The organism is Bacillus sp. FSL K6-0255, assembly GCF_045040725.1.
Classification (GTDB): domain Bacteria; phylum Bacillota; class Bacilli; order Bacillales; family Bacillaceae; genus Bacillus; species Bacillus subtilis.
In genome coordinates, this window is record NZ_CP150278.1 from 459363 (window position 1) to 475522 (window position 16160).

The following is a 16160-nucleotide window of genomic DNA, read 5'->3' on the forward strand; positions in this document are numbered from 1 at the left end:
CCTGATGAACGAGAATTAAAAGAGGTGAGAAAGATGACTGTACGATATCAAATCGAACAGCTCGGTGATTCTGCAATGATGATCCGATTCGGAGAAGAAATCAATGAACAGGTCAACGGCATTGTCCATGCAGCGGCCGCTTATATAGAAGAACAGCCATTTCCGGGATTCATTGAATGTATCCCGGCTTTTACAAGTCTAACCGTATTTTATGATATGTATGAAGTGTACAAGCATTTGCCTCAAGGCATAAGCTCACCTTTTGAGAGTGTCAAGCGCGATGTCGAAGAGCGGCTGGCAGAAATAGCCGAAGACTATGAGGTCAACCGCCGTATTGTAGAAATTCCCGTTTGCTATGGCGGTGAATTCGGTCCGGATTTAGAAGAGGTGGCGAAGATCAATCAACTGTCACCGGAGGAAGTAATCGACATTCATACAAACGGTGAATATGTGGTGTATATGCTTGGCTTCGCGCCCGGTTTTCCTTTTCTAGGCGGGATGTCAAAACGCATTGCAGCTCCGAGAAAATCATCGCCAAGACCGTCGATTCCCGCAGGTTCGGTCGGTATTGCGGGATTGCAGACAGGCGTTTATCCGATTTCAACGCCGGGCGGCTGGCAGCTGATCGGCAAAACGCCGCTGGCTCTTTTCCGGCCGCAGGAAAACCCGCCGACATTGCTGCGGGCGGGAGATATTGTGAAATTCGTTCGCATCTCAGAAAAAGACTATCACGCCTATAAGGAGGAGTCCAATTGAGCATGAAAGTATTAAAGCCCGGACTGCTCACAACGGTTCAGGATATAGGCAGAACGGGTTACCAAAAATACGGCGTTCTGGCCAGCGGCGCTATGGACACGGTTTCACTGCGCATTGCCAATCTGTTGATAGGAAACGGCGAAAATGAAGCAGGTCTCGAAATAACGATGATGGGGCCCGGTCCGTCGTTTCATTTTTCAAAACAGACACTGATTGCTGTGACAGGGGCGGACTTCACGCTGCGTATTAATGACGAGGAAGCGCCTTTATGGAAGCCTGTGCTCATCAAGGAAAACAGCACGGTCAGCTTTGGCCCCTGCAAACTCGGCAGCCGTGCTTATTTGGCGGCAGCTGGCGGCATTGAGGTGCCTGCCGTCATGGAAAGTAAAAGCACATACGTCAGAGGAAGCATTGGCGGACTTCATGGCAGAGCGCTTCAAAAAGAAGATGAACTGAACATTGGAGAGATGTCAGCTCTTTCGCAAACCATCCTTTCTCGCTTAAGTTCGCAGCTTGGAAAACAGGGATTTGCAGCACCGAAGTGGTCAGTCAGCCGCGGCAGATTTCTGCCATTGAAGAAGAATCCCGTCATTCGGGTGCTGGAAGGAAAGCAATTTGCCTTTTTCACAGAAGAATCAAAAACGCGTTTTTATGAAGAAGCATTTCGTGTCACGCCGCAGTCCGACCGTATGGGCTACAGGCTCAAAGGAGAACCGCTCGAACTGAAGGCCCCGCTTGAGATGGTGTCGGAAGCGGTTTCATTCGGAACAGTTCAGGTGCCGCCTGACGGCAACCCGATTATCCTGCTTGCAGACCGGCAGACGACTGGCGGCTATCCGAGGATCGCGCACATCATATCCGCTGATCTTCCGATTGTTTCCCAAATCATGCCGGGCGAGCACGTTCAGTTTGAGCCTGTGTCCCTCCAGGAGGCAGAAGCGCTTGCGGTAGAACGGGAACAGCATATAAAAGAACTGAAAACGAGAATGAAGATGGAATGGCTGACATAGCAAAGGGGATGAATGATGCAGAATAAAAATAAAACCGTAGTCAAATCTATGGCGCTGCTTAATTTGTTTTTGCATAAACCAAGCCTAACCTTAAGTGAACTGGTGTCGCTGACGGGAATGCCGAAGACCTCTGTTCACCGGATGGTCAGCTCCTTGGAGGAAATGGGGTTCCTCAGTCGGGATGCGTCCGGCGCTTATTCGCTGGGATTGGTGTTTTTGGAATTCGGACAGCTTGTCGCTGACAGGCTGGATATCAGAAAAATAGCGAAACCGGTGATGGAAGAGCTGTGCCGGGAAGTGGATGAGGCCGTGCAGTTGATCATGAGGGACGGCAATGAAGCGATATACGTTGAGAAAATAGAAGGGACACAGACTGTGCGGCTGTATACGGCGATCGGCAGGCGTTCCCCCCTATACGCGGGAGCGTGCGCCAGAAGCATTCTGTCCTTTCTTCCCCGTGAAGAAATCGAAGCATACATCAAACAAACCGAGCTCATTTCGATTGGCTCCGGAACGATTACCGATCCCGAAAAACTGCTTCAGGAGATTGATGCCTCTGTGCAAAATGGCTATACTGTCAGCTATTCAGAGCTCGAAAACTATACGGCGGCGATCGGCGCCCCGATCTTTAACCATGAGCGCCAGGTGGCAGCCGGCATTAGCATTGCAGGCTTTGAAGCGAGATTTACAGAAGACAGGCTGCCCTATTTAACAGAAAAGGTGAAGGACGCCGCTTTACAGATTTCAAGAAAAATAGGATATACATAAGTAGCCAATCTTTTCTCTGCTGCGTACATTAACGTATCGACGTTCAAGAGTGGAGGAAAGAACATGGTGCTTCGATATACAGCTCTGGGCGATTCCTTGACGACAGGGAGAGGCTCCGGGCTGTTTTCACCCGGCTTCGTCCAGCGTTTTGGGGACATGATGGAAGCTGACTTGAAAACAAGAACGGCAATAAACATATTTGCCAGATCAGGTCTGAATACAGAAGAGATTTTGGGACTCCTGTCATATCCCTATGTGCAAAAATGTATTCGAGATGCTGATATGATAACGATCACAGGGTGCGGAAACGATCTCATCGATTCGGTCTTAGCCTACCAAACCTCTAAGGATGAAACGATTTTCAGCCGTGTATCCGCCCATTGCCATGAGAATTTTGAAAAGATGATTGCCAAAGTCGCCGAGATTAAAGGAGAAAATCCTTCCCCGTACGCCATTCGTGTGTTCAACTTATACAATCCGTTTCCCGAAATTGATATCGCCGGCAAATGGATCACTTCGTTTAATTCACATTTAGAAACACTTGCATCAGCACCCCATGTCAAAATCGCGGATGCCTATAGCATCTTCAAAGGCAAAGAACAGGAATATCTGTCCTTTGACGGTGTCCATCCGAACAGCAAAGGCTATCAAGCGATGGCTGAAGCCGTTCACAAGCTAGGCTATAAAGAATTATCAGTTTCATAGAAAACGCGCCTCATGACAGGCGCGTTTTTTATGTGTGATCGAAATATTAAAAGAAACTTAAAATTCTCTGTCTTCTGTTCTACAGACAAACAAAGTGCGCTAGAATAATGGAGGGCGTAGGCAAATATAGCCATAACGTTCAATATTTCGTATATAAGGAAGGATGGTCCTTTTGTTTCGGATTTTTAAAATGTCTTTTGCGGTTATCATTATTATACTGGCGCTTATTGCTTTTAACTATACGGAACACACCTCTGTAATCCAATCGGTCATGCTCGTCTTTCTTGGTGCGGTCATGTTTATGCAGGGGCTTGAAGAGCGCAAAAAAGAAAATGACGGCTCAGGCGCTTTTAATATTTATACCGCCGTTTTTGTATGGTCTGTCTCCCTTATCGGTTTTACACTTCATATTATATAAATCTATTACACATCCTGAAAATGCTCGACCGTCGGGAACGGGGTATAGAACCGATGAAGCAAGGCTTTCCACTCTTGATACTCTGAAGAACCGCGAAAGCCTTCCGTATGGTCCTCAAGTGTTTCCCACTCCACAAGAAGCAGATATTTATGCGTTTCCTCCATGCATTTTGATAACGAGTGCGTGATATAGCCCTTCATGCCGGAAATAATCGGCGCCGCTTGCCGGAATGCATCCTCAAACTCTTGTTCAAGGCCTTCTTTAATGTGAAGCATTGCTGCCTCTCTGACCATGCTATCCCTTCTTTCTGTCTTTTCAAATAGTCTACAGCAAACGATAGGAGATTTCTGCAAAATCGGTGAACTTTTCCTTCATTTTCAAAAAAATCTTGCACGCACCAATTCAATTAAGAGAAAATAACAAGTGGAAGGCAGGGGAAAGTCATGTTAAAAAAGTGTATTCTACTAGTATTTCTATGCGTCGGATTGATTGGGTTAATCGGATGCTCCAAAACAGATTCACCAGAGGATCGCATGGAAGCATTCGTGAAACAGTGGAACGATCAGCAATTCGATGACATGTATCAAAGCCTGACTAAAGATGTCAAAAAAGAAATCTCCAAAAAAGATTTCGTCAACAGGTATAAAGCCATCTATGAGCAGGCCGGCGTAAAAAATTTGAAAGTCACTGCGGGAGAAGTAGATAAGGACGATCAAGACAACAAGACAATGAAACATATCCCGTATAAAGTCAGCATGAACACAAATGCCGGCAAAGTCAGCTTCAAGAATACTGCTGTGCTGAAATTAGAAAAAACAGATGACGAGGAGTCATGGAATATAGATTGGGACCCATCGTTTATTTTCAAGCAGCTGGCTGACGACAAAACCGTGCAAATTATGAGCATTGAACCGAAACGAGGCCAAATTTACGATAAAAATGGAAAAGGTTTAGCTGTCAATACAGATGTTCCGGAAATTGGAATTGTTCCCGGAGAGCTTGGCGATAAAAAAGAGAAAGTTATAAAAGAACTCGCCAAAAAACTTGATTTGACTGAAGACGACATCAAGAAAAAGCTGGATCAAGGCTGGGTAAAAGACGATTCGTTTGTGCCGCTCAAAAAGGTCAAGCCTGACCAGGAGAAATTAGTTTCTGAAGCGACGTCATTACAAGGCGTAACAAGAACGAATGTCAGCTCCCGCTACTATCCGTATGGCGAAAAGACAGCCCATTTGACAGGCTATGTCCGCGCCATTACAGCGGAAGAACTGAAGAAAAAGAAAGAAGGAACGTACAGCGATACGTCTAACATCGGTATCGCCGGACTTGAAAATGTGTATGAAGGCAAGCTAAGAGGCACAACTGGCTGGAAAATCTACGTGCCGCAAACCGGGGAAGTCATCGCTGAAAAGAAAGCAAAGGACGGCGAGGATCTTCACCTCACAATTGATATCAAAACGCAAACGAAGCTGTATGATGAACTGAAGGATGACAGCGGGGCGGCAGTCGCGCTGCAGCCGAAGACAGGCGAAACACTCGCCCTTGTCAGCGCGCCTTCCTACGATCCAAACGGATTTATTTTCGGCTGGAGCGATAAGGAATGGAAAAAGCTAAACAAAGATAAAAACAACCCGTTTTCAGCGAAATTCAATAAGACATACGCGCCAGGTTCTACCATTAAACCGATTGCGGCTGCTATTGGAATCAAAAACGGCACCCTTAAAGCCGATGAGAAGAAAACAATCAAAGGCAAGGAGTGGCAAAAAGATTCGAGCTGGGGCGGCTATTCAGTGACACGTGTGTCTGAGAGACTTCAACAAGTCGATTTGGAAAACGCCCTTATTACGTCAGACAATATTTATTTTGCCCAGAATGCGCTTGATATGGGAGCGGACACCTTCACAAAAGGCTTGAAGACATTCGGTTTTTCAGAGGACGTTCCGTACGAATTCCCGATCCAGAAATCGTCTATTGCAAATGACAAGCTTGATTCAGACATTTTGCTTGCGGATACAGGCTACGGACAAGGGCAAATGCAAATGTCTCCGCTTCACTTGGCAACTGCTTACACGCCATTTGTTGACAATGGAGACCTTGTCAAACCGACGCTGATCAAAAAAGATTCACAAACAGCTGATGTTTGGCACAAGCAAGTGGTCACCAAGGAAGGAGCAGCAGACATTACAAAAGGTCTGAAAGGCGTTGTGGAAGATGAGCGCGGATCAGCGTATCAGCCTGTCGTGAAAGGAATCACAGTGGCCGGGAAAACAGGAACAGCCGAGCTGAAAACATCAAAAGATGATAAAGACGGCACGGAAAATGGCTGGTTTGTCGGCTACGATTACAAAAACAAAGACCTGCTTGTCGCCATGATGATCCAAAATGTGCAGGACCGCGGCGGCAGCCACTATGTCGTTGAGAAAGCGAAAAAGCAATTTCAATCGAATTAAAATGTCTTTTTAAAAGGAGCGAAAGGAAAAAGGGGATCTGAGGCCGAATGAACTAGTAAGGGGCAAAACCCGGTTTATACAAAGAAAAGAGGGATTTTGCATGCAGCGTATTCAATTGGCGGAGGATCTTCAATTTTCAAGAGTCATACACGGGCTTTGGCGGCTGAATGAATGGAACTATTCAGATGCTGAACTTCTGAGCCTCATTGAATGGTGTATCGATCACGGCATCACGACCTTTGATCATGCGGATATTTATGGAGGCTATACGTGCGAAAAGCTGTTTGGAAACGCCCTTGCCCTTTCACCTGGATTAAGAGAAAACATAGAGTTGGTCACAAAATGCGGTATCGTTCTTGAATCGCCTGAACGGCCCGCTCACAGATCGCATCATTATAACACAAGCAAATCGCATATTTTGGCATCCGTTGAGCAATCGCTTATGAACCTTAGGACGGATTATATCGATATGCTTTTGATTCACAGACCGGACCCGCTCATGGATCCGGAGGGGGTAGCAGAGGCGTTTCAGGCCTTGAAATGCTCTGGCAAGGTCAGGTACTTTGGCGTTTCAAATTTTAAAGATCACCAGTATCGGATGCTGGAATCATATTTGCCTGAGAAGCTCGTAACCAACCAGATTGAGCTTTCCGCATACGAATTAGAAAATATGCTCGACGGCACTTTGAACCTGTGCCAGGAAAAACGGATTCCGCCGATGGCTTGGTCGCCTCTGGCAGGCGGCAAAGTTTTCACTGGTGACACGGAAAAAGACCGGCGTGTCCGCACGGCGCTTGAATCCGTTCAAGCAGAGATTGGCGCCGCTTCATTGGACGAGGTGATGTACGCATGGCTGTATACGCATCCGGCCGACATCATGCCGATTGTCGGAAGCGGAAAGCGCGAGCGGATTTCCGCCGCGATAAATGCGTTGTCATACAAGCTTGACCAGGATCAATGGTTCCGCATTTTTACAGCCGTACAGGGTTACGATATTCCATAAAAAGCATCAGCTTACCAGCTGATGCTTTTTCAATATTGTCACACCGCTTAGTGCCAAATTACCATTTATAAGTGATTGATTCTTTCTTGAAAGCGTTTTATATTAAAAGGAAACCTCTCTATATCCTCTACTGCATCTCCTTGCGACTTCATCCGCACATCAAGATTGGCTAGGAGGTCTTTTTTATGTATATGACTGCCAGAGAACAAAAGCTGTTAAAGCACTTATTATTACAAAACAGATATATAACCGTAACTGAGCTTGCTGAGCTGATGCAAGTCAGCACGAGAACCATTCACAGGGAACTCAAATCAATTAAACCGCTGATGGAAACCGTGGGGCTTACGTTAGATAAACAGCCCGGTAAAGGGTTGAAAGCAGTGGGAAGTCCCGAGGATAAACAAAAGCTGCTTACTGATTTATCATATGAACAGCATGAATACAGCGCCGACGAACGGAAACTGCTCATTCTTTGTTCGTTATTAGAGTCTCAGGAGCCCGTCAAACTGTACACGCTTGCTCATGATCTCCAGGTGACGAATGCCACGGTCAGCTATGACTTAGATGAGCTCGAGAAGTGGATTTCTCCCTTCGGACTGACACTGATCCGCAAAAGAGGTTTTGGCATCCAGCTTATAGGGCCGGAGAATGCGAAACGGAAAATTGTCGGCAACTTGATTGTGAACCGTCTTGACATCCAAATGTTTTTGGAAGCGGTTGAATTAAACATCAAAGGAAAAGCCGATTCTTCAGAGAAAATGTTCGGGGTTGTCAGCAAAGGCGAGCTGTTAAAAATGGAGCGCATCTTATTTCAGCTCAAAGAAAAAATCGCTTTTTCATTGTCCGATAGCTCCTATATAGCGCTCGTCGTCCATCTGACGTATGCGATCGAACGAATTAAGCTTGGGGAAACTATCACCATGGAGCAAAATGAGCTTGAGGAACTGAAGAATGCGAAGGAATACAGCTCCGCTCTTGAAATCGCGGGCGAGCTTGAACGTGCCTTCGGCGTGACGATTCCAGAGGCGGAGGTCGGCTATATTACAATCCACCTTCGAAGCGCCAATCGAAAATACAAAACAGAATACAAAGCGCAGGAAATTGAGCTGGAAACAGCCCTGCAAACAAAGCGGCTCATTGCTTTTATTTCAGACAAAATCAGAATGGATCTAACGAAAAACTACTCTTTATATGAAGGCTTGATTGCCCATTTGGAGCCGGCCGTCAGCCGCATAAAAGAAAATATTGAGATATACAATCCGATGAAGGAACAGATCAAGCGCGATTATTTTCTGCTTTATATGGCGATCGAAGAAGGCGTCGAAAAGTATTTTCCGGGCATGTCCTTTTCTGATGATGAAATCGCTTTTATCGTTCTTCACTTTGGCTCGGCTCTTGAAATCAAAAAAGAAGAAGCAAAAGTGAAAGCGCTTGTCGTCTGCTCAAGCGGGATCGGCTCCTCGAAAATGCTTGCCTCCAGACTGAAAAAAGAGCTGCCGGAAATTGAATCGTTTGATATGTCATCCCTGATCGAGCTAAAGGGGAAGGATGTTCAAGCCTATGATATGATTGTGTCCACTGTACCGATTCCTTATGAAAACATTGATTACATCATGGTCAGCCCGCTATTAAATGAGGAAGACGCAAACCAGGTCAAGCAGTATATCAAGCGGAAGATTCCCCTTATTCTTAACAAAAAAAGAAGCCCGAAGGAAGAGGCGCAGCAAGCTGATGTACCTGACATGCTAGAGGCGGCGGAAAGCATAGGGCGGTATATGGAAGTTATCCAAGATGTTCTGCGCCATTTTACGCTAGCTCAACTCAAAACAAACCCGGACCATAGCATGCTTCTGCTAGAGCTTTTTCAACAGCTGAAGAAGGATGGCCTGATCCGTGATCCGGAAAAAGCTGCGGTTTGCCTGGCTGAGCGGGAGAAACAAGGGGGATTGGGAATCCCCGGAACAAACATGGCGCTTTATCATCTCAAAAATGATGAAATCGTCCTGCCTTTTTTCAAAATGTTTGATCTCAGCACCTCCTATGAAGTGGATGGCATGGACGGAAATACCCTCAGGATGACACGCATTCTCGTCATGATGGCGCCTAGCTCATTATCTGCTGAAGGCTCGGAGATTTTAAGCGCGATCAGCTCGGCAATTATCGAGAGCGGAGAAAGCATGGCGGGGTTTCAGGAAGAAGGAGAACAAGAATTGTATCAGCGGTTAAACCGCATATTTTTCACATGGATGAAAGAAAAAAACATACTGTAAACCTGCATGGCACACGTCAAAAATTTGGCGTGTGTTTTTCTGTGGATGGGGAACAAAATAAGAAAATGTGGGACTATTTTATCATTCAGTATTGGAATAATTCCAAAATGAAATAGTTTTACAAGTTATCTTTTTTGGGTTAAAATGGGTGAGGTAAGGAAGAAAATCTAACAAATTATTGAAGATTCAAGAGAATATAGGAGATGACGATATGGAAACATTACAGCATCTGATTCTGCATGACATGCCGAATAGCGAAGAAATAGAGGCTGTAAAAAGCGGAGACCATACACTGACATATAAAGGTTACCGTAAACGGATTAATCAGCTGGCGAATGCCATGCTTCAAAAAGGAATTCAAAAGGGCGACCGTGTTGCATTGCTTTGCAAAAACGGCCATCCCGCATCAACTGTTATGTTCGCCGCGCTTGAAATAGGTGCTGTTGTCGTACCTGTCAGCTGGCAGCTGAAACCATATGAAATGACAGGCATTTTAAAAGCAAGTGAACCGAAAGCGATGTTTTACGGAGCGGAGTTTAAAGAGATACTGGATGAAGTTCTACCTGAATTGTCCTCACTGTGTGTAACAATGGAAACAGGAACAGCTTACGAAACATCTGCTGAATTTGAAGCGCTGTTTGCAGGTCCTGATCATTTGCCAGAGACGGAAATGGTTTCACCTGATGATACAGCACTTCTGATGTTTACATCTGGAACAACGGGAAACCCGAAAAGATGCATGATTACACATGGCGGCATATACAGATACGTTAAAAAATCCAACAGCTCAATAGCACGTATGAAGGGCCTTCGTTTTCTCGCGTGCCATCCGATTTATCATACGAGTGCGCTCATTTGCATCATGCTTGGAACGTTTGCAGAAACAACCTTTGTGTTTACAAAGGATCAAGATCCTGTTCACATGCTGAAGGTCATTGAAGAAGAGAAAATTCAGACCGTGATGGCTCTTCCTGTGTTTTACACGTATTTGCTTGAGGCGTGGGAAACGCACCAAACTGACTTATCTTCACTTGTTATTTTAATGACAGGCGGAACAAAAGTGCCGAGCAGCCTAATACGCCGCTATCTTGATATTGGCATTCCGCTTGCGCATGGCTATGGAAGTACTGAGGCTTGGGGCATCAGCACATGGACGCCTGATATGGGAATGGATAAAGCGGCATCTGCAGGAAAACCTGTGGCAGGTGTTAAAGTCAAAGTGGAAGATCCTCTGACCGGAGAAGAACTTCCTCAAGGAGAAATCGGCGAAATCGTTGTTCATACTCCATTCTTATTTAAAGGCTATGAAGACAATCCTGAAGCAACAGCGAAAGTGCTGCAAAACGGATGGTTTAGAACCGGAGATTCAGGATATGTGGATGAAGATGGCTTTATTTTCATCACGGGACGCTACAAGGATGTCATTATTTACGGAGGCGATAACGTCTATCCTGATCAGGTTGAAGAAGTTATCCAGCAGATCCCGGGAATCCTTGAAACGGCTGTGGTCGGTATTCCTGACCCGCTTTACGGTGAAAAACCGAAAGCTTTTATCGTGAAAAATGGCGGCCAGCGCATCACGGAAGAGGATGTCATCGCATTTTGTAAAGAACGCCTGTCCGCTTACAAAATACCTGAAGTTGAATTTGTTAACGAACTGCCGAAAAACAACCTTGGCAAGGTGAAAAAAGACGTCCTGCGCAATCAGGCTGTACATTCATAAAAGAAGAAGCCCGTCCACTTTATGTGGCGGGCTTCTTTGCAGTTGCACAGACGGAAAGCTCAGGCTTAATGTTCTTAAATTGTATATCAGTGTCTTCGAAGCCGGCTGCTTTAAAGTCAGCAATCATCTGTCTTCCAAATGATTTGGTTTTCTCAGGACTGGCATCCGCTTCCCGCGGCTGCATCGTAATGGCTGCTTTGCCGCCTGGCTTTAATGCCCGATAAATCTGTTTCATGCCTTTTGTTTGGTCATTCCAAATGGTGTAGTTGTTAACGGAAATCACTTTATCATAAAACGAGGCGGGGAGAGGAAATGTCTCGATGCTTCCTTGTATCAGGCGTACGCCCTTTGGTTTCACTCTGCGGGCGGCCAGCTTCAGCATGGCCTCTGACACATCAATCCCATGAAGATGAACATCCTTCTCGCGTTTCAGCATCTGCTGCATGCAGTATCCCGGGCCAAACCCGACTTCTAAAATGCTGTCCCCGCGCGTGATACCCAGCTGATTGATTGTCCACTGATTCAGTGTTTGATTTTCAGCAGCCATGATGTACCCGGCAATCATGCCGATGACGCCCTTTGGCCTGCTGAATCTTCTAGAAAGCATGTTAATCATTCAGCAACCAACCTCCTTTTTGAGTTATTTCCTCCAAGCGTTCCATGTGAAACATTTTTCTGATAAAGCAATGCGAAGGTGCCAAGCCATGTTTATCCAAAGAGTGTGTGAGGTACACAACAAATAGACATGAAAACAAAGGAGGAGAATCATCATGGCAAATTATCCAAAAGAACTGCCGGCACAAACTCAAAGTCGCCAGCCGGGAATTGAAAGCGAAATGAATCCAAGTCCGGTGTATGAGTACGAGGATTATAAAGGAGCAGACAAATTAAAAGGAAAAGTAGCTCTTATTACAGGCGGCGACAGCGGGATCGGACGCGCGGTTTCCGTCGCTTACGCAAAGGAAGGCGCAGACATCGCCATTGTGTATAAGGATGAGCATGAAGACGCTGAGGAGACGAAGAAACGTGTTGAACAAGAAGGCGTAAAATGCCTGCTGATTGCTGGTGACGTAGGTGAAGAGGAATTCTGCAATGAAGCGGTTGAAAAAACGGTCAAGGAACTAGGCGGCCTTGACATCCTTGTCAACAATGCAGGTGAACAGCATCCGAAGGAAAGCATCAAAGATATTACGAGCGAACAGCTTCACCGCACATTCAAAACAAATTTTTATTCTCAATTTTATTTGACTAAAAAAGCAATTGATTACCTGAAACCGGGCAGCGCCATCATCAATACGACATCCATCAACCCGTACGTAGGGAACCCGACACTGATTGATTATACAGCGACAAAAGGGGCGATCAATGCCTTTACAAGAACAATGGCGCAGGCGCTTGTCAAAGACGGCATCCGTGTAAATGCAGTCGCGCCGGGTCCAATTTGGACGCCACTAATCCCAGCTACGTTCTCTGAAGAAACAGTTGCTCAATTTGGGCAAGATACGCCGATGGGCCGTCCTGGACAGCCTGTTGAGCACGTCGGCTGTTATGTGCTTCTGGCATCAGATGAGTCCTCTTACATGACAGGTCAGACCCTGCATGTCAACGGCGGAAACTTTGTGACGACATAAGAGGGAGTGAGACATATGGGCATCACGAAAGAAGAAGTGAACAGCTACTATCAAAAAGCAGGGATTGTATTAACGGACGAGGAAGTAGACCAAATCCAGCTGATGGATTACGGCTTAGGAAAAGAAAGAAAAGTCGGGCTCCAGCTCTTCGTCTACGTCAATACAGACCGTTATTGTTCAAAGGAATTGGTGCTGTTTCCGGGACAGACTTGCCCGGAACACCGCCATCCGCCGGTCGACGGCCAGGAAGGCAAGCAGGAGACCTTCCGCTGCCGCTACGGAAAAGTGTATCTTTACGTAGAAGGAGAAAAAACGCCACTTCCAAAAGTTCTCCCTCCTCAGGAAGACAGAGAACACTATACGGTCTGGCACGAAATTGAGCTAGAACCGGGCGGGCAATATACAATCCCCCCGAATACAAAGCATTGGTTCCAGGCCGGGGAAGAAGGTGCCGTCGTGACGGAAATGTCATCGACGAGCACGGATAAACATGATATCTTTACCGATCCAAGAATATAAGGATGAGGCTTAGCAGCCCATCCTTTTTTGTATTGAAAAAAACAGAATCATCGATATAATGGGTGAAAAAGGAAAGAGGGCGAAGCGATGTTCACTTGCAAGGTAAATGAGCACATCACCATCCGATTATTGGAGCCGAATGATGCGGAGCGGCTGGCCGAACTCATTATCCAAAATCAGCAGCGGCTCAGCCAGTGGCTGTTTTGGGCGGAAAATCCAAGCAGCGCTGACACGTACAGAGAAACCATCATTCCAGAATGGCGGCATCAGTATGCAGACCTGAACGGCATTGAGGCGGGGCTCCTTTATGACGGCAGCCTATGCGGCATGATCAGCCTGCATAACCTTGATCAAGTGAATCGAAAGGCTGAAATCGGATATTGGATTGCTAAAGACTTTGAAGGGAAAGGCATTATTACAGCTGCCTGCCGAAAACTCATTACGTATGCTTTTGAAGAGCTTGAGCTGAATCGTGTGGCGATCTGTGCGGCTGTCGGAAACGAAAAAAGCAGAGCGGTTCCGGAGCGGATCGGGTTTCTAGAGGAAGGAAGGGCACGGGATGGCTTATACGTAAACGGCAGGCATCACGACCTCGTCTACTACAGTCTGTTAAAGCGTGAATGGGAAGGCGAAAAATAAAGAGCACACTTTCTTGTTTAAATCTTCCCCGGATGTGGAAAAGTAACAGCGGAGACGTTAAAAAGGAGTGATTCGAGATGAATCAGCAAGACATTAAACAAAAAGTGCTTGATGTTCTAGATCACCATAAAGTAGGTTCGCTCGCAACGGTTCAAAAGGGCAAACCGCATTCCCGCTACATGACTTTTTTCCATGACGGGCTGACGATTTACACACCGACAAGCAAGGAAACTCATAAAGCAGAAGAAATTGAGAACAACCCCAATGTCCACATTTTATTAGGCTATGATTGTGAAGGCTTTGGCGACGCATATGTCGAAGTTGCCGGAAAAGCCAAAATCAACAATTCGGCAGAACTCAAGGACAAAATATGGAGTTCCAAATTAGAGCGCTGGTTTGACGGCAAGGATGATCCGAATCTGGTGATTCTTGAAATTGAACCGGAGGATATCAGATTGATGAATGCCGGGGAGAAAACGCCGGTCTCACTCGAACTATAAAAAATTTGTGTTTTCAAGGGCGATATGTTATTATGAATAGCTAGTAAGAAAAATAAGCAAATAAAAAAGAAAGTAAACTTCTTTTTTCTGTTTTGAGAGAGAAGCTTACCGCTTCCCAAGCAGCATAACCAGCTGCCCTTATTCTTTTCCTTCATAACAAATCGCCCCTAACGATGAGATGGAAAAAAGACTTTTTTGTTTTACAATTCACACCGGCGCGGCTTCGGAGCCGCAGTGACGATTGAGAGGTAGGGCTTTCGTTGTCTTGTGTTCAAGAAATTTCCATGGTGTTTACTTTCCAGAATGATTCTTCGGAACAATGCTTTATGAATCTAACCCGCCTGACTTGGCGGATGATATAATCTTTATTTGCGTATAGAAAAGAATAAGACAAACCGCCCGGCGTACGCCGGACGGTTTTTTTATTGCAAAAAACACATCGTACTGAAACCTCCTTGTCTTCTTTCCAGTCTTATCTCTAGGATGAAATTGGAGGAAGAATAACGTGCATGTCATTACAACACAAGTACTTTTTATTTTTTGTTTTTTATTGCTGATTCACTCGATAGAAACCTTAGCCTATGCTACAAGGCTTTCCGGGGCCCGCGTTGGATTTATTGCGTCCGCGCTTTCTCTGTTTAATGTCATGGTCATCGTATCCAGAATGTCGAACATGGTGCAGCAGCCCTTTACTGGGCATTTAATTGATGCTGCTGGAAAAAACGCACTGGCGATTGTAGGGGAGCAGTTCCGCTTTTTAATTTTCGGATCGACAGTCGGCACCATTTTGGGCATTATCCTGCTCCCGTCTTTTGTCGCTCTTTTTTCAAGGGCGATTATTCACTTGGCGGGCGGCGGCGGCTCCGTTTTTCAAGTATTCCGAAAGGGATTCTCGAAACAAGGATTCAAAAATGCCCTTTCCTATTTGCGTCTGCCGTCCATTTCATATGTAAAAGGATTTCATATGCGCTTGATTCCGAAGCGTTTGTTTGTCATCAACATGCTGATCACATCGATTTATACGATTGGCGTGCTTTCGGCTTTATACGCAGGCCTTCTGGCGCCGGAGCGCAGCACGACAGCCGTCATGGCTTCGGGTTTGATCAACGGAATTGCGACGATGCTGCTGGCCATTTTTGTTGATCCTAAAGTATCCGTTCTAGCTGATGATGTGGCAAAAGGAAAACGAAGCTATCTCTATTTAAAATGGACCTCTATCACAATGGTCACATCAAGGGTGGCGGGCACACTCCTCGCCCAGCTCATGTTTATTCCGGGGGCCTACTATATCGCGTGGCTGACAAAGTGGTTTTAATAAGAAAGGCTGGATCATAAAGATCCAGCCTTTTTTGCGTTCCCTTATTTATATTTCCTTAATCCGCGGTCGTACAAAAAATTTCCGAATGGGACGAAAGCAGCGACGAAGCCGGCAGCTGACCATTTCAGCGGCCATTTGACAGAGAAGGTTGCATAAGCCAAGACAAGCAAATACAAAATGAACAACCCGCCGTGAACCGAACCGACAATTGTCACCGCAAGCGGAAGGCCTGCCCAATATTTAAGCGGCATAGCGATGAACAACAGGATTAAGAGTGACATTCCTTCAATAAAACCCATCGTGCGAAGTCTTCCGATCGGCGTGTGCAGCATAAATCGCCCTCCTTGTGGACACGTTTTCATTTTATACTATAAACAATCCGGAGGGGCATATGACAGCTTTCAAAAAATGTTCGGAAAACATTCATTTTTACATGCCTTTTCTAGGGAA

At 45.8% G+C, this 16160-nt stretch carries 17 protein-coding genes; 14 read left to right on the top strand and 3 right to left on the bottom strand.

Features of this window, described 5'->3' with window-relative positions:
* The first annotated feature begins 33 nt into the window (after window positions 1-33).
* The 5 genes from pxpB (at window position 34) to MHB62_RS02360 (ending at window position 3657) form a co-directional block, all read left to right on the top strand.
* Window positions 34-756 (top strand): 5-oxoprolinase subunit B, encoded by a 723-nt coding sequence (gene pxpB / locus MHB62_RS02340; RefSeq protein ID WP_003234420.1) that lies wholly within the window; start codon window positions 34-36, stop codon window positions 754-756.
* 2 nt (window positions 757-758) lie between these two features.
* Entirely contained in the window at window positions 759-1766 is a 1008-nt protein-coding gene (gene pxpC, locus MHB62_RS02345) for a 5-oxoprolinase subunit PxpC (RefSeq protein ID WP_003234419.1), read from the top strand.
* A gap of 15 nt (window positions 1767-1781) precedes the next feature.
* On the top strand, window positions 1782-2534 hold the full coding sequence (locus MHB62_RS02350; RefSeq protein WP_003246517.1) for an IclR family transcriptional regulator: 753 nt from the start codon (window positions 1782-1784) through the stop codon (window positions 2532-2534).
* Window positions 2535-2597: 63 nt separating this feature from the next.
* Window positions 2598-3239: a spore germination lipase LipC gene (gene lipC, locus MHB62_RS02355; protein WP_003234415.1), complete on the top strand. Its 642-nt coding sequence runs from the start codon at window positions 2598-2600 to the stop codon at window positions 3237-3239.
* A gap of 172 nt (window positions 3240-3411) precedes the next feature.
* Complete coding sequence (locus tag MHB62_RS02360; protein ID WP_003240256.1) at window positions 3412-3657, top strand: YczI family protein; 246 nt, start codon at window positions 3412-3414, stop codon at window positions 3655-3657.
* A 5-nt stretch (window positions 3658-3662) separates the two neighbouring features.
* Here the strand turns inward: MHB62_RS02360 and MHB62_RS02365 are convergent, their stop codons facing one another.
* The gene (locus MHB62_RS02365; protein WP_003234413.1) at window positions 3663-3950 is read right to left on the bottom strand and encodes an antibiotic biosynthesis monooxygenase; all 288 of its coding nucleotides are present in this window, start codon (window positions 3948-3950) and stop codon (window positions 3663-3665) included.
* A gap of 150 nt (window positions 3951-4100) precedes the next feature.
* Here MHB62_RS02365 and pbpC point away from each other — a divergent pair, with 150 nt between their 5' ends.
* The 4 genes from pbpC (at window position 4101) to MHB62_RS02385 (ending at window position 11103) form a co-directional block, all read left to right on the top strand.
* A complete protein-coding gene (pbpC, locus tag MHB62_RS02370) occupies window positions 4101-6107 on the top strand; it encodes a penicillin-binding protein 3 (protein WP_032677496.1) in 2007 nt (668 codons plus the stop codon).
* A gap of 100 nt (window positions 6108-6207) precedes the next feature.
* Window positions 6208-7110, top strand: a complete 903-nt coding sequence (locus tag MHB62_RS02375) for an aldo/keto reductase family oxidoreductase (protein WP_003234411.1) — start codon at window positions 6208-6210, stop codon at window positions 7108-7110.
* Between the two features lie 185 nt (window positions 7111-7295).
* Window positions 7296-9380 (top strand): mannitol operon transcriptional activator MtlR, encoded by a 2085-nt coding sequence (gene mtlR, locus MHB62_RS02380; RefSeq protein ID WP_032722915.1) that lies wholly within the window; start codon window positions 7296-7298, stop codon window positions 9378-9380.
* Between the two features lie 211 nt (window positions 9381-9591).
* Window positions 9592-11103, top strand: a complete 1512-nt coding sequence (locus tag MHB62_RS02385) for a class I adenylate-forming enzyme family protein (protein ID WP_014478863.1) — start codon at window positions 9592-9594, stop codon at window positions 11101-11103.
* 19 nt (window positions 11104-11122) lie between these two features.
* On the opposite strand, the gene MHB62_RS02390 is transcribed toward MHB62_RS02385, so the two are convergent.
* Complete coding sequence (locus MHB62_RS02390) at window positions 11123-11719, bottom strand: class I SAM-dependent methyltransferase (RefSeq protein ID WP_032722916.1); 597 nt, start codon at window positions 11717-11719, stop codon at window positions 11123-11125.
* 154 nt (window positions 11720-11873) lie between these two features.
* On the opposite strand from MHB62_RS02390, the gene MHB62_RS02395 reads away from it, so the two are divergent.
* The 5 genes from MHB62_RS02395 (at window position 11874) to amj (ending at window position 15707) form a co-directional block, all read left to right on the top strand.
* The gene (locus MHB62_RS02395) at window positions 11874-12734 is read left to right on the top strand and encodes an SDR family oxidoreductase (RefSeq protein ID WP_032722917.1); all 861 of its coding nucleotides are present in this window, start codon (window positions 11874-11876) and stop codon (window positions 12732-12734) included.
* A gap of 15 nt (window positions 12735-12749) precedes the next feature.
* A complete protein-coding gene (gene lyxE / locus MHB62_RS02400) occupies window positions 12750-13253 on the top strand; it encodes a D-lyxose ketol-isomerase (RefSeq protein ID WP_003234400.1) in 504 nt (167 codons plus the stop codon).
* Between the two features lie 87 nt (window positions 13254-13340).
* On the top strand, window positions 13341-13892 hold the full coding sequence (locus MHB62_RS02405) for a GNAT family N-acetyltransferase (protein ID WP_014478866.1): 552 nt from the start codon (window positions 13341-13343) through the stop codon (window positions 13890-13892).
* A 77-nt stretch (window positions 13893-13969) separates the two neighbouring features.
* Window positions 13970-14392 (top strand): pyridoxamine 5'-phosphate oxidase family protein, encoded by a 423-nt coding sequence (locus MHB62_RS02410; RefSeq protein WP_003234396.1) that lies wholly within the window; start codon window positions 13970-13972, stop codon window positions 14390-14392.
* A 505-nt stretch (window positions 14393-14897) separates the two neighbouring features.
* Entirely contained in the window at window positions 14898-15707 is an 810-nt protein-coding gene (amj, locus tag MHB62_RS02415) for a lipid II flippase Amj (RefSeq protein ID WP_032722918.1), read from the top strand.
* A 44-nt stretch (window positions 15708-15751) separates the two neighbouring features.
* On the opposite strand, the gene MHB62_RS02420 is transcribed toward amj, so the two are convergent.
* Window positions 15752-16042, bottom strand: coding sequence for a DUF3817 domain-containing protein (locus tag MHB62_RS02420; protein WP_015252794.1), 291 nt, complete (start codon window positions 16040-16042; stop codon window positions 15752-15754).
* Between the last annotated feature and the right edge of the window lie 118 nt (window positions 16043-16160).

Coding starts and splice junctions, on each gene's coding strand:
- pxpB (WP_003234420.1), top strand. CDS start 34: ATGACTGTACGATATCAAATCGAACAGCTCGGTGATTCTGCAATGATG.
- pxpC (WP_003234419.1), top strand. CDS start 759: ATGAAAGTATTAAAGCCCGGACTGCTCACAACGGTTCAGGATATAGGC.
- MHB62_RS02350 (WP_003246517.1), top strand. CDS start 1,782: ATGCAGAATAAAAATAAAACCGTAGTCAAATCTATGGCGCTGCTTAAT.
- lipC (WP_003234415.1), top strand. CDS start 2,598: ATGGTGCTTCGATATACAGCTCTGGGCGATTCCTTGACGACAGGGAGA.
- MHB62_RS02365 (WP_003234413.1), bottom strand. CDS start 3,950: ATGGTCAGAGAGGCAGCAATGCTTCACATTAAAGAAGGCCTTGAACAA.
- pbpC (WP_032677496.1), top strand. CDS start 4,101: ATGTTAAAAAAGTGTATTCTACTAGTATTTCTATGCGTCGGATTGATT.
- MHB62_RS02375 (WP_003234411.1), top strand. CDS start 6,208: ATGCAGCGTATTCAATTGGCGGAGGATCTTCAATTTTCAAGAGTCATA.
- mtlR (WP_032722915.1), top strand. CDS start 7,296: ATGTATATGACTGCCAGAGAACAAAAGCTGTTAAAGCACTTATTATTA.
- MHB62_RS02385 (WP_014478863.1), top strand. CDS start 9,592: ATGGAAACATTACAGCATCTGATTCTGCATGACATGCCGAATAGCGAA.
- MHB62_RS02390 (WP_032722916.1), bottom strand. CDS start 11,719: ATGATTAACATGCTTTCTAGAAGATTCAGCAGGCCAAAGGGCGTCATC.
- MHB62_RS02395 (WP_032722917.1), top strand. CDS start 11,874: ATGGCAAATTATCCAAAAGAACTGCCGGCACAAACTCAAAGTCGCCAG.
- lyxE (WP_003234400.1), top strand. CDS start 12,750: ATGGGCATCACGAAAGAAGAAGTGAACAGCTACTATCAAAAAGCAGGG.
- MHB62_RS02405 (WP_014478866.1), top strand. CDS start 13,341: ATGTTCACTTGCAAGGTAAATGAGCACATCACCATCCGATTATTGGAG.
- MHB62_RS02410 (WP_003234396.1), top strand. CDS start 13,970: ATGAATCAGCAAGACATTAAACAAAAAGTGCTTGATGTTCTAGATCAC.
- MHB62_RS02420 (WP_015252794.1), bottom strand. CDS start 16,042: ATGCTGCACACGCCGATCGGAAGACTTCGCACGATGGGTTTTATTGAA.